The organism is Methanofervidicoccus sp. A16, assembly GCF_003351865.1.
Lineage (GTDB): Archaea > AGJL01 > Methanococci > Methanococcales > Methanococcaceae > Methanofervidicoccus.
Window position 1 is genome coordinate 526,628 of the sequence record NZ_CP022242.1, and the last position, 13,751, is coordinate 540,378.

13 protein-coding genes are annotated in these 13,751 nt (G+C 34.0%); 8 read left to right on the forward strand and 5 right to left on the reverse strand.

Translation table 11 applies throughout. The annotated features are described in order from the left end of the window. Positions 1-100: 100 nt before the first annotated feature. A complete protein-coding gene (locus CFE53_RS02490) occupies positions 101-1,120 on the forward strand; it encodes a type II glyceraldehyde-3-phosphate dehydrogenase (protein ID WP_148120326.1) in 1,020 nt (339 codons plus the stop codon). Positions 1,121-2,170: 1,050 nt separating this feature from the next. Here the strand turns inward: CFE53_RS02490 and cofH are convergent. Continuing rightward, positions 2,171-3,250, reverse strand: a complete 1,080-nt coding sequence (cofH, locus tag CFE53_RS02495) for a 5-amino-6-(D-ribitylamino)uracil--L-tyrosine 4-hydroxyphenyl transferase CofH (RefSeq protein ID WP_148120327.1) — start codon at positions 3,248-3,250, stop codon at positions 2,171-2,173. A gap of 214 nt (positions 3,251-3,464) precedes the next feature. Here cofH and mer point away from each other — a divergent pair, with 214 nt between their 5' ends. The 4 genes from mer (at position 3,465) to CFE53_RS02515 (ending at position 6,616) form a co-directional block, all read left to right on the forward strand. Then, positions 3,465-4,436: a 5,10-methylenetetrahydromethanopterin reductase gene (mer, locus tag CFE53_RS02500; RefSeq protein WP_148120328.1), complete on the forward strand. Its 972-nt coding sequence runs from the start codon at positions 3,465-3,467 to the stop codon at positions 4,434-4,436. A gap of 377 nt (positions 4,437-4,813) precedes the next feature. Then, on the forward strand, positions 4,814-5,200 hold the full coding sequence (gene ribK / locus CFE53_RS02505) for a CTP-dependent riboflavin kinase (protein WP_148120329.1): 387 nt from the start codon (positions 4,814-4,816) through the stop codon (positions 5,198-5,200). 6 nt (positions 5,201-5,206) lie between these two features. Beyond that, positions 5,207-5,833: a phosphoribosylanthranilate isomerase gene (locus tag CFE53_RS02510; protein WP_148120330.1), complete on the forward strand. Its 627-nt coding sequence runs from the start codon at positions 5,207-5,209 to the stop codon at positions 5,831-5,833. Positions 5,834-5,842: 9 nt separating this feature from the next. Beyond that, the gene (locus CFE53_RS02515) at positions 5,843-6,616 is read left to right on the forward strand and encodes an HAD family hydrolase (RefSeq protein ID WP_148120331.1); all 774 of its coding nucleotides are present in this window, start codon (positions 5,843-5,845) and stop codon (positions 6,614-6,616) included. Positions 6,617-7,488: 872 nt separating this feature from the next. Here CFE53_RS02515 and CFE53_RS02520 read toward each other — a convergent pair. Together CFE53_RS02520 and CFE53_RS02525 are read right to left on the reverse strand one after the other, a co-directional pair. Next, entirely contained in the window at positions 7,489-8,697 is a 1,209-nt protein-coding gene (locus tag CFE53_RS02520) for a bifunctional hydroxymethylpyrimidine kinase/phosphomethylpyrimidine kinase (RefSeq protein ID WP_148121130.1), read from the reverse strand. Further along, positions 8,685-9,419, reverse strand: a complete 735-nt coding sequence (locus tag CFE53_RS02525) for a 6-hydroxymethylpterin diphosphokinase MptE-like protein (protein ID WP_148120332.1) — start codon at positions 9,417-9,419, stop codon at positions 8,685-8,687. Before CFE53_RS02525 ends, CFE53_RS02520 begins: the two co-directional genes overlap by 13 nt. Positions 9,420-9,566: 147 nt before the next feature. On the opposite strand from CFE53_RS02525, the gene lysA reads away from it, so the two are divergent. Next, on the forward strand, positions 9,567-10,877 hold the full coding sequence (lysA, locus tag CFE53_RS02530; protein ID WP_172456346.1) for a diaminopimelate decarboxylase: 1,311 nt from the start codon (positions 9,567-9,569) through the stop codon (positions 10,875-10,877). Between the two features lie 127 nt (positions 10,878-11,004). Here the strand turns inward: lysA and hjc are convergent, their stop codons facing one another. Next, entirely contained in the window at positions 11,005-11,391 is a 387-nt protein-coding gene (gene hjc / locus CFE53_RS02535; RefSeq protein ID WP_148120333.1) for a Holliday junction resolvase Hjc, read from the reverse strand. Positions 11,392-11,400: 9 nt separating this feature from the next. Next, positions 11,401-11,856 carry a methanogenesis marker 6 protein gene (locus CFE53_RS02540; RefSeq protein ID WP_148120334.1) on the reverse strand — a complete coding sequence of 152 codons (456 nt, stop codon included), beginning with the start codon at positions 11,854-11,856 and terminating at the stop codon, positions 11,401-11,403. A gap of 85 nt (positions 11,857-11,941) precedes the next feature. Between CFE53_RS02540 and CFE53_RS02545 the strand changes: the two genes are divergently transcribed. After that, the gene (locus CFE53_RS02545) at positions 11,942-12,574 is read left to right on the forward strand and encodes a molybdenum cofactor guanylyltransferase (RefSeq protein WP_148120335.1); all 633 of its coding nucleotides are present in this window, start codon (positions 11,942-11,944) and stop codon (positions 12,572-12,574) included. Between the two features lie 19 nt (positions 12,575-12,593). Next, positions 12,594-13,025, forward strand: a complete 432-nt coding sequence (locus CFE53_RS02550) for an NfeD family protein (RefSeq protein ID WP_148120336.1) — start codon at positions 12,594-12,596, stop codon at positions 13,023-13,025. The last annotated feature ends 726 nt before the right edge of the window (positions 13,026-13,751 follow it).

Consider the following 13,751-nt stretch of genomic DNA (forward strand, 5'->3'; position numbering starts at 1 on the left):
TTTCACCTTTTAGTTTTTGATATTACTTTATATCCTTAAACTAAATTTATATAATATATTAACGGTATAATACTTATACCATCACATGGAGGGATACACTATGGTAAAAGTTCTAATAAACGGATACGGTTCCATAGGTAAGAGGGTGGCAGATGCAGTTGCAAAGCAGAAGGATATGGAGGTAATTGGTGTTACCAAGACAAAGCCAGACTTTGAAGCAAGGTTAGCTATAGAGAAGGGATATAAACTATATACTGCTATTCCAGAGAGGAAATCCCTCTTCGAGGAGAAAGGGATAGAAATTGAAGGTACAATCTTCGACGTTATAGAGGAGGCAGATATTGTAGTGGACTGTACTCCTGGTGGAGTAGGAAAGGAGAACCTAAAAATGTATAAAGAGTACAAGGTGAAGGCTATACTTCAAGGTGGTGAAAAGGCACAGTACGTAGAGGACAACTTCAATGTACTCTGGAGTTATGACAGGTGTTATGGCAGGGATTACGTAAGAGTAGTATCCTGTAATACCACTGGACTCTGTAGAATACTCTACGCCATAGATTCAGTAACCGATATTGTAAAAGTAAGGGCGGTACTTGTAAGGAGAGGAGCAGATCCCAATGATGTAAAGAGAGGACCTATAAATGCTATAGTACCTAACCCTCCAACTTTACCCTCCCACCATGGACCTGATGTAGTCTCTGTAATTCCAGAACTTGAAGGGAAGATATTCACCTCTGCAGTAGTTGTACCTACTACCTTGATGCATATGCATACAGTTATGGTGGAGACGACAGGTACCACTAAGGAGGATATCCTTGAGGGCATAGAGAGAACTCCAAGGGTAATTACAGTAAGTGCAGAAGAGGGACTTAACTCAACTGCCACAATAATAGAGTTTGCAAGGGATATAGGAAGGATGAGATACGACCTTTACGAGATCGCAGTATGGGAGGAGAGTATCAACGTGGTGGATAAGGAGGTATTCCTGATGCAGGCTATCCACCAGGAGAGCGATGTAGTACCTGAAAATATAGACTGTATAAGATCTATGTTGGAGATGGTAGATGACAATATAAAGTCTATAGAGATGACAAATAAGGCTCTGGGACTGTTGAAGTAATAGGTAGTTAATAGTTCTTTAAAAATTTCTTTTTTATATTAATTTGAACTTTACGTCGAAATACTTATTTTATACTCAAATCTTCTCGATCTTTATCACAACTCCTCGGATTTCGATTTAAATAATACAATAATATAAATATAATTTTTTAATACCCTAGTTCCCACCAAAATGATAATTTAAAGAATAATAAAAATAATTATAAAAATTAATAAAAATAAAAATAATAAAGAAAAGATTTTAAAATAAAAACTTCTATCATCTCAGATATAACATTTTAAAAAGAAGATTGAAGGAGAAAAATCTTCATAATAAAATTAATAACAGCAACTGGTTAGGGAGGATCTACTCCACTTTCATAGAGTATCTTAGAGCACCCTAGGAGAGACTATTTATCTCTTATTCTTTTATTATATTTATTACTTTTATTATAATTATTATTATTTTTATCAGGATTTTTTTGATGGGAATTAAGGTTTTTAAAATTTTATAATAAAAATTATAATTTTTAGTAAAAAAGTAAAATATAATTAGATAGAAAAGATAAGAAAATAAAATAATAAGAGAAAAGTAAAAAACTCTTAAAAAAGGTTTAACAGAAACCTCTCATGCTCCTCCAGTGGTCAGTGCAAACTAGAGGACAAGGGTTGTATATTTTTTTTTGCCCCTATTTTGTTTTTATTAGGCATTAACAGTTTTTAGAATGTTTGTTCTTCAGATTTCAATTATTATTCTCTTTTTAATAATTATTATTTTTTTTTATTAATTTTTTTATTTATTTAAGATCTCTTAATGGTTTTAGTTAGCACAATAATTATTTTTTTGTTCGTGATAATAATGATTATAAAAATAATTAAAATAAAAGTTTTAAAATCACTAAAAAGGAATGAAAACTAAAATCCCGTTGCAGTTTTTAGAATGTCTTAAACACTTTGAATTTTCGTTAACTCTTCTTCTTAGGGTTTTTTACTTTTTTATTTTATTCATCTTAAGTATAGTTCTATTATTAGTTTAAAAATTATATACTAATCATCTCTAGCACTTATTAAATCACTCCAGTATCTCATACAGCGTATTCCTCTCCTTAGGAATTCTACCTATCTCTCTAATAATACTTCTTATCTCCTCTACAGATAGACTGACACCGTACTCAGCACCTGCAGCCCTGGAGATGTTCTCCTCCATAAGGGTTCCTCCAAAGTCGTTGGCACCGCATCTTAGGGCAACCTGGGCCATCTTTATCCCTAACTTTACCCATGACACCTGGATATTCCTTATAAGATCTTTGAAGAGTATCCTGCTTATTGCATAGATCTTAAGATCCTCTATACCTGTCGCACCTCTCCTTGCTCTCCCGTTGAGGTATATAGGGGCTAATCTATACATGAACGTTAAAGGCACAAACTCTGTAAATCCTCCAGTTTCCTCCTGTATCTCCTTTAAAATAAAGAGATGTTTAACTATATGTTCATATTCCTCGATGTGGCCGTACATTATAGTACATGTTGTTTTTATCCCTAACTTATGAGCTGTTTTTATTATATCTATCCACTCCCTTGTAGAGAGTTTAGAGGGACAGAGTTCTGATCGGATAGAGTCATCTAGAATCTCTGCCGCCGTCCCAGGCATGGTGTTTAATCCTTTTTCCTTCAGTATCTTTAACGCCTCCTTTACATTGAGACCTGCATTCTCACTTGCAAATTTAACCTCCATTGGAGAGAATGCATGGATATGGATACCTCCGTAAGGTTCAGTAACTCTATGGACTTTTTCCAGTATCTCCCCTTGAAAGTAAGTATCCACCTTAGGATGGAGTCCTCCCTGGATACATACCTCTGTACATCCCATCTTTTTTGCCTCTAGGGCTCTTCTAGCTATTTCATTCACATCTAAAAAGTAGGCTCTCCTATCTCCCATATTTACTCTGAAGGCACAGAATTTACAGTCTCCTACACAGATGTTGGTATAATTGATGTTCCTGTTAACTACGTAGGTTACTACATCTCCTACGATAACCTTCCTAAGAGTATCTCCCACCTTTAAGATATCAAATAGATTTTCATCATCCTCAAAAAGTTCTAAACACTCCTTTTTTGAAATATTCTTTGTGTACAGTTTATCTAGGTCCATAAAATCACCGTAGAAAAGAGTTAACAGTTAATACTATATTAAAATTTTTATACCATAGGATTTTAGAATATATGATATCCCATATTAGATTTTTAAATTGCTCAGAATATTTAAAAGTTATATTTATATTTTTCTATTTGATTTAATGAGAATTAAATATATATTAATAAAATTTAATAATAAATAAAGATATAACAACACCTAGGTGAAAAATATGAAGGTTGGGATAGAGTTTGTACCTAACGAACCTATAACTAAGATATGCCACTATGTAAAGTTGGCAGAGGACAGTGGATTCCAGTACTGTTGGATCACCGACCACTACAACAACAGAAATGTATATATGACTTTAACAGCCATTGCAGGTGTAACAAACAAAATTAAATTGGGACCTGGAGTAACTAACCCATACATAAGACACCCTGCAATTACTGCATCTGCAATGGTTACATTGGATGAGTTGTCAGGTGGAAGGGCAGTTTTAGGTATAGGACCAGGTGACAAGGCTACATTTGACGCCTTAGGTATAGACTGGGTAAAACCGGTATCAACAATTAAGAAGGCTATCGCAGATATAAGAACTCTAATGAAGGGGGAGAAGTTAGAGACAGGTGCCCAGTTGTCTATAAAGCCAAAATCTGAGATACCAATATATATGGGAGCCCAGGGACCAAAGATGCTTGAAACTGCAGGGATGATTGCAGATGGAGTTTTAATCAATGCATCTAACCCAAAGGACTTTGAGACCGCAATACCAATTATTAAGAAGGGGGCAGAATCTGCAGGTAGAAGTATAGAAGAGATCGACGTTGCAGCATACGCCTGTATGTCTGTAGATAAAAACCCAGAGAAGGCTAAACAGGCTGCAGTTCCAGTGGTGGCATTTATTGCAGCAGGATCTCCTCCAATAGTATTGGAGAGACATGGTATAGAAATGGAGAAGGTAGAGAAAATAAGAGAGGCTCTAAAGAAGGGAGACTTTGGAACTGCATTTTCCACAGTGGATGATGCCATGTTAGAGGCATTCTCCCTATATGGAACTCCTGAGGATGTTGTAGAGAAGATAAAAGGTTTGGCAGAGATGGGAGTTACTCAAGTTGTTGCAGGTTCTCCAATTGGACCTAACAAGGAGAAGAGTATTAAATTGATAGGTAAAGAGGTAATCCCTGCTGTAAAGGAGTTATAATTAGAGTTATAATCTTATCTCTTTTTATTTTAATTATAATTTTAAACCTTAATTCCCCTCAAAATGATAAATTTAAAGAATAATAAAAATAATTATAAAAATAATAATTATAATAAATAAAAATAAAAAATAAGAAAAAGTTTTAAAATAAAAACTTCTATAATCTTCTGGATATCTTTTAATACAGGGATTCAGAGTAAAATCTCCTATCTTACTTAAGTGTTCGGAAAGATCCTAAAGGTATTTAATAGTTTTTATTATTGATCATTTTCATTGTTCTTTTAATCACTGCTTGGTGGAAACTAAGGTTATTATAATATAAATAATAAAATAATAAAACTTAAATTTTCACAACTAATAATACATACTGTGATAGTATGACAGTACTTTACGGGAGAGTAACCTCTGGGAGGGGAGAAGGTAGATATTTTATGTCTTTAAAACCATACAGGGAGAGATTTAAAAGTATATTAGGGTACTATCCTTACGAGGGAACGTTAAATATCAAGTTAAGTGAGTATATTCCCTTAGATACATCTAAGTGTTTTAAGATAGATGGTTTCGAATACAAAGGTAAGAAATACTACGGTGTAAAAGTCCTCCCTGCAAAGGTATCCAAGGATGAATTCGCTATAAAAGGTGCCCTAATATTCCCGGAGAAATCTAACCATCCCAAGGACATAGTGGAGGTAATATCACCGTTGAATCTAAGAAATTACCTATTTTTAAAAAATGGAGATATTGTTAAGATAATTGTAGAGTGATACTGAATGTTTATTAAAATATGTGGTGTTAAAACTGAGAGGGAGTTAAATATAGTGGAGAAGTATGCCGACGCCACAGGGGTGATAGTGGAGTCAGAATCTAAAAGGAGGATAAGTTTAGATAGGGCTAAGGAGTTGATAGAAACTTCCAGTATCCCAGTATTTACAGTCTCTACATTGGAGGATTTTAAATCTTGGTCAGAGGTTATAGAAAAAACTGAAACTGAGTATATTCAGATCCATTCAGATATGGATGTTGGAACTGTAGAAAGGTTAAAGGACGAATACAGTGTATTTATAATGAAAGTTTTTAAAGTACCTAAGAGGAGCACTTTCCCTGAGAGAGATGCAGAGGATCTTATAAATAAGATAGCAGAGTATAAAGATATAGTGGATAGGATCCTCTTGGATACAGGTAAAGGATGTGGAGTTACTCACGATCACAGGGTAAGTAAGATAATCTGTAAAAAATTCGATGTAGTACTTGCAGGGGGGCTGAACCCAGAGAATGTTAGGGAAATTGTGGATTACGTACAACCTTTTGGGGTGGATGTATCAAGTGGTGTTGAAAAGGAAGGTGAGAAGAGTGAAGATCTAATAAGATCCTTTGTAGAAAGTTTAAAAATGATATAACGGGATCCTATGAAAACTGCCGTAGTTTTTGACTGCTCTGGTACCTTGGTGGATGTTAAAAGGATCGTCAAAGAGATAGAATCCCAGAAGTTTCTATGTAATCATCAGACTGTAGATATCGTAGATAAAAAGAGAGGTAGAGTTTTAGTTGTTATAGGGGAGAATATTCCTCTTTTAAATTTAGATCCAGATATGCCAATGAGGGATCTACTTGAGAGGATAAAGTGGAGGATCACATACTGCCACCCTCCAATCTTCAAGGGAAATATTCTAAAAGATTGTAAAACTAAGGTAAAGGAACTACAGGACCCTGCAAATATACTTAACAGGTTTAACATTGAAACAGATCCTGGATACGCCCTGATCTGTGATACTGTAAAGGGAAGAATAGAGTATACCATTGCCACCGGAGGTTGTCTATTTGAGGGAGTGCATGAAGCCATAGAAGAGTTGAAGGATATGGGAGTGGAGATATATATAGCCTCTGGGGATAGTAAGTACGCCATTGAAAAGTTAAGTAGGTTAATAGGTATTGACAAGGATCACATCCTCCCAGAGGCACATCAACACCTTAAGAGGGACTTAGTGTTAAAGTTAAAGAGAAAAGGGTATAAAGTAGTTATGGTAGGGGATGGAACTAACGATGTACCTGCAATGCTTGAGAGTGATCTATCGGTTATCAACTTACAGGGAGGCAAGGTTTCAAAAAAGGCATTAGATACTGCAGATGTGAAGATAGAGAATATTGGGGAGATAGTGGATATAGTTAAGAGATTGAAGTAAAGATAATTAAAAAATATTTATAATAAATAAAATATACTGTTAAAAAACAGTTAAAAAAGAAAAAATATTTAATTATAGCTATATTTTTAATGTTTTTATGTTTTTATTATGATATTTATAAACTCTTGTTTCTATCAAAAATATTATAAGATTAATAATTATTTACACAATATAAAAAATAAAACAAAAGAAACTGTTTAAAAATAAATACCTTCCATCTACTTCGAATAAAATTTTGTGAAAGTATACTAAGTGATATTTTTATCCATTTCTTAAATACTGGAGGAAAGAATTATCCATCTAATAAGGATTGACACTAATCTTTTAACTACAACTGTGAATATTCTTAATCTTATTCTAGTGTTCAGGAAAATCTTACAAGATAGATATTGTTAAATAGATTATTTTTTTAATTATTAATACTCTAATTTCCATTAAAGTAACGATTTAAATAATAAAAATAATAAAAAAGACTGGAAAAAATATTGAAATATGATATTTTATAATAAAAATTAATAATAGCAACCTGCTAAGAAGGATCTGCTCTACTTCCATAGCATCTTATAGCATCCCAGGAGAGATTATCTATCTCTTATTTTTGATCTTAATACCTTCTTTTTATTGCTTTTATTATAATTATTGTTATTTTTATTAGAATTTTTTTAATGGGAATTAGGGTGTTTATTTATTTTATTATTCTTTTTAAGATTTTTATTATAATAATTACTACTTTAATGGAAATTAAGATTTTATAAAATTTAAAATTTTTAAAAATATTTTCTCATACCCTTAAACGCCTTAGATTAACAACAACATCTAACACACCACCTTCTTAGTACCCATGGACACATAGAATGATAGTAATAGGATTTTTACCTTAAAACTTCACAAGCCCTTTTCACCTTTTTTACAACATCTACTCCATCCTCTCCGAATATAATAACCTTATCCTTGAAGTAGATAGCATCAGGCACTCCCTCAAATTTCTCATATACTACCTTTATGCCCTCCTCTATTCCTCTGATTTCCATCCCATCAGGTAAGGGAAAAAGGGAAAATCCACACTTCCTTAGAGTTTCTAAGATATCCGAAGAGCACTTTATTGTTATTGCACCTCTAACCTTGGGATCGTAATAGTTGGCGGTAATTATCGCCTTGGATACAATATTGGAGACTCCAAACTTCACATATTCAACTGCACCTTTTCCTGTAATCCTTAAACTGGCAATATCTTCAATATCCCTTGGAAGGATGAGACACTCTCCAATGTAAGAATCGCCCTCTGGAATAAGAGATTGGAGATCCATTTCCCTTAGTAGATGGAGGGCGTAGTATAAACTCTTTAGTATTCTCTCCCTGTTTATATATATAGGATTGGAGTTATATCCGTACTTCGTCTTAGTTGCATATATCACAGATGCCAACACCACTCTCTTTCCCTCCTCGATGGCATCTACAATATTATATCCCTTTGCAATAAAGGATGCCACTGCAGAGGCAAATACACAACCTGTACCATGCACCTCCCTATCTATCTTCCTCCCTCTGAACCTCCTTATTATCTTACCTTTATAGAGGAGTTTATCCTCAATCCCAGTTATCAGTATGTAGTTGTTCCCCTTCTCTAAATCCTTAAAATACTTAGACTGTCTTATTATGTTGTACTCCTGAGAGTTAGGGAGTATTAAAAGGGATCTTTTAAAGAGTTTAAAATACTTTTCCAGGGTTTTCTCATCTATGAAGTTATAGCCTGTTGTAGATCTTAAAACAGGATCACACACTATTTTAAAGTTGTATTCTTTATGATACTTTAAAAGTACATCTATAGCGTCCTCAGTTAATACTCCAGTCTTTACAATAGGTACTTGGAAGTCCTCAAATATAGCCTGAAGTTGATCCTCTATTACATCCCTTGGAAGATCCATCTTAGAATATACCCTCTTGTTGTTTTGAGGTATTAAAGAGGTGATCACAGTTAAAGGATTACATCCTACTACCTCAACTGTCTTCACATCTGCAACAATCCCTGCTCCACCTGTAGGATCATAACCTCCAACTAATAGGACATTCACCTTTGACATCTTATCCATTCCTCTATAGATAATATTACACATTTTCCATGCTCTTTAAGGTACTCTACTAACTCCTTAGCATACCTTAACTTCTTTATCTTAATATCATCCCCTTTCTCTACCTCCCTCCTTAGGTTCGGCCTTGAGTACTTAGTTATATACTCTCCAAAGTCCATACCACAGAGTACTATTCTCTTAGCACCGTAATACTCTGCAAGGAAACAACACCTATCACCGTCTGTAAATCCCCCATAGTTAATAAGTCCTGGAATCTGGACAGGAACCTGATAACTTCCTACAACATTCTTCAATTTCGGTAGATATTTTTTTATCCTGTCTATGTTATCTCCATGGGCATGTACTACAACTATGGATCCCTTCCTATTACTCTCCAATATACTATCCATATCTCCATCTAGATCTGAAACTATTATATCTGGAAGGATGCCCTCCTCCAGTAGAGCCTTTGTTGCCCCATCTGCAGAGATGATTACTTCTATCTCTTTCAGAGTTTTTAATATCCCTATATGCCTCTTTATAGAGGGACCAGCCCCAACTACATAGACAGTTTTACCCTCTATTAACTCCCTTAGCCTCTCCACTGGGACGTTATTTTTTAGCCTATCAATTAGATCCTTCAGTAGTAATCCACTCTTTAAATCCATCTCCTGATCAAATTTAAAATCCTCTATAATCTTAGAGTATATAGGTGCCCAATCTTTGAGGTTCATAATCTTCACTATTTTATATATTAAGACTTTTTAATTATTATAATTATTTTTAATAATTATTTTATTAAAATTTTTTAAGGTAATATAGATTAATATAAATAGTCTATTCTACTATAATTGTTAGAAATGCAATATTAGGTGATCAATGTGAAATTCCCAGGAAACGACATGATAACTGTAGAGGATGGAGTCCTAAAGATAGATGGATACAGTGCAAAGGAACTTGCAGAGAAGTACGGTACTCCTCTATATGTAATGAGTGAAAATCAGATAGTAAGAAACTACAGAGCGTACGAAAATGCATTTAAGGAGTATAAGAAAAAAACAGGGAAGGATTTTATTCTTTGCTACGCCTACAAGGCAAATTCCAACTTAGCTATTACAAGGTTGTTATCTAAGTTGGGAAGTGGTGCAGATGTTGTAAGTGGCGGTGAGTTGTATATAGCGAGACTTTCCAAGGTGCCACCTGAGAAGATAGTATTCAACGGGAACTGTAAAACAGAGGAAGAGATTGTAATGGGAATTGAGAGTAATATAAGGGCTTTCAACGTAGATAGTATAAGTGAGTTGATATTAATAGATGAGATAGCGGGGGAGATGGGAGTTGTGGCAAATGTTGCATTTAGGATAAACCCAGATGTGGATCCAAAGACACATCCTAAGATATCCACAGGTTTAAAGAGGAGTAAATTTGGACTTGATGTCCAATCTGGTATGGCTATGAAGGCTATAAAGATGGCTCTAGATATGGATAACGTAAATGTTGTAGGACTACACTGCCATATAGGATCCCAACTGACAGATCTCTCTCCATTTGTGGAGGAGACTAAGAAAGTTATGGACTTTGTTGTGGAGTTGGAAAAGGAGGGCATAAAGGTGGAGGATGTTAACTTAGGAGGTGGTTTAGGGATACCCTATCATAAAGACAAAGAGGTACCTACTCCCTATCAGTTAGCAGAGGTTATAATTAATACTATTATGGAGTACGAAGATAAGGTAGATCTACCTAACCTCCTCCTTGAGCCTGGAAGAAGTATTGTAGGAACAGCTGGGGTGCTCCTTGGAAAGGTTCATCACATAAAGGAGACTCCTTATGGAAAGTGGGTAATGATAGATGCAGGTATGAACGACATGATGAGACCTGCAATATACGACGCCTACCATGAGATAGTGCCCTGTGTACTTAGGGAGGAAAAGGAGGTTGTAAATATTGCTGGAGGACTATGTGAGAGTTCAGATGTCTTTGGAAGGGATAGAAATATTCCAAAGGTTGGTGTTGGTGATATAGTGGCTATACTTGATGTTGGGGCATACGGTATAAGTATGGCAAACAACTACAACGGTAGGGGAAGGCCAAGGATGGTACTAACTAGTGATAAGGGAGTCTTTGTTATCAGGGAGAGGGAAACTTACGGAGATCTTATTGCAAAGGATATTGTACCTGGACATCTACTTTAAACCCTGGGAAAAAGAGAGTATTATAGATAACAAGATAAAATTAAATTTTTTCCTAGTATATCTAGAAATTTTTTATTTTTTTATTTTATTATTATTTTAACTATTTTTTAAGTACTCTAAATCGTTATCATTTCTTCCCTACCAACTCTTTAAAACTTAGGGCTATAGGAAAGATCTTGTAGTAGTCTATCAAATAATTTTTACCCTCCAACTTTAACAGGTAGGGATCTATAAATAGTATATCTCTCTTTATCTTTATTGCAATATAGGGCCTGGCTCCAAATGTCTCTGAAAAAATTAAAAGTTTTAGAATATTCTCCTTTGAGATATAAAAACTTTCCTTAGATGTAGATTTACATTCAAAGGCGTAGATCTCTCCCTTTCTCCCTGCTATAAGATCTACTCCATGACTACCTGCACTCCTAACTACTGCAAAACCCTCTCTCTCAAGTATTCTCTTAAGTTCCCACTCAAATTTTGTGCCCTTCCTATACTTAGAATTGCCCCTACCCAAAGTACACACCTATAGAATATTGGATAACTCCTTCTCTACAGTCTCCTTGAACTTTTCAATATCTAACTTTTTATACCTACTGATAATCTCCCTATACTTCTCCTCGATCTCCCTCTCATCTAAATTACCCTTTTCCAACTCATCCAACCCTTTAGATATTAACTCCAAGGTTCTCTGCTCTGCCTCCAACTGGTGGAATCCAAACCTAGGACCTCCCCCTCTATAGGCTCTACATACCCTTTTATCCCATATTGGATACCCCCTATCCTTACAGAAGATCTTGTTCTTCTCTAAGTTCCTAACGATGTTTGCAACCTCATCAACAACCTCATCCTCCCCCTCTATATAGGCTCCAAAACATGTTTCCTTTACCTTGATGTTATAATTTAGGGAGTTTAAAAACCTGAAAAGCCTTGAAGGGGATGTTTTAGCATCCTCAGATAGAACTATAACTTTTGTTTTCACAGTACCACCGTAGTATTTTTTATCAACAATTTAAATTATTATTTAATATTAATTATTATCATTATCTTTATTAATATGTGGTAGTATGGAGATTTCAGGAGTTGTACTCTCAGGAGGTAATGCAAAGAGATTAGGTGGTGAGAAACCATTTAGAAAATTTGGAAAAGGTTATCTAATAGAAGGTACCATTAAAGTACTTGTGGAGATGAAGATCCCTTTCGTTGTAGTATTTAAACATATGAGGTATTTGGATAGGGAAAATATTGATAAGATAAACTACCTGCTGAGGAGATACAGACAGAGTATAACTTGGGATATAGTATATAACGGAGGACCTATAGTAGGAATATTCTCTGGTATGAGGGTAATAGAGGGAGATTGGATACTTGTACTACCCTGTGATACTCCCTTTATAAGTAAGAGATCTGTAGAAAACCTACTCAAATACATAGAGATTGCAGAATCTAAGAAATACAACTGTATAGTCCCTAGGCATGAGGATGGGCATATCGAACCCCTATTTTCCCTCTACAAGAGATCTTCTTTAAGTACTTTGGAAAGGTTATTAAAGGAGAAAGAGCGAGGAATTCCTATCAGAGCGTTGATCCACAGGTTGAACCCTCTATATGTACCCTCAAAGAATATAGATAAAAGTAAAAAGGTATTCACAAATATAAATACCTTTGAGGATCTAAGGAGAGTTATAAAGGAAGACTAGATATCTCTACGGTGATTCCATGGAATTCTATATAGGACATTTACTTATCTTAGTTGGACTAATCATTATACTCCTTGAATCTATTTTACCTGGCCTTTACTTTCCAGCAGTTGGGATAGCCCTAACTATATATGGTATAATGTTACTATATGCACCATCTCTGGCACTACCTCTCGCCCTCCTTGCAGGGATAACCACAGTTGTTATTTTACAGAATATGGTATATAGGGTAAAAGGAGATATAAAGATAGGACCTGAGAAATATATAGGAAGAGAGATAGTTTTACCTGTAGATTTAGATGAGACTGGACAGGCCCTAATTACCATAGATAACGAAAAGTGGCATATTAAAAGCAGAGAGCCTTTAAAAAAAGGTGATAAGGTTAGAATAGTTGGAGTTGAAGGTGTATTCTTAGTTGTAGAGAAGGTTAAAAAGGATTATAAAAAATAATATTTTGAATGATCAATATATTTTTATTAAATTCCAGTTCCCATCAAGACCGTGATTAGAAGAATAATAAAAATAACGATATTTATAAAAATTAATAAATAAAAAGGAGGACAGATAACTTCTTAAAAAGAGAGATCGGTAAAATCCAGCCCTACTTTCCCAGTGTTTAGTGTTGTTTAAGATATTAGAATCAATTTTTATTATTTCACCTATAGTTTGTCCTTTATTACGATTTTAAATGTTCTTTATTATTTTTTATTTTTATTTAAACCTTAATTCTCATTAAAGTAATGATTTGAATAATAAAAATAATAAAAAAGACTAGAAAAAATATTAAAATATAATATCCAATAAAATTAAACCTTAATTCCCATCAAGACTGTGATTAGAAGAATAATAAAAATAAAAATATTATAATAAAAAATAATAAAAATCTTAAGAGGAGTAATAAAATAAACCTTATTCCCATCATAATAAGATTTAGATAATAAAAATAATAAAGAAGACTGAGAAAATATTAAAATATGGATAATAATAGCAGACTGTTAGGGAGGATCTGTTTTATCCCTACAGTATCTTAGAGCATTCCAGGAGAAATTATTTATCTCTTGTTTTAATTTCAATAATTTTAATACTTCTTTTTATATTTTTATTTTTTATAATTATTGTTATTCTTATTAGAATTTTTTGATGGGAATTAATAAAAATAAGAATAATAAAAAGGAC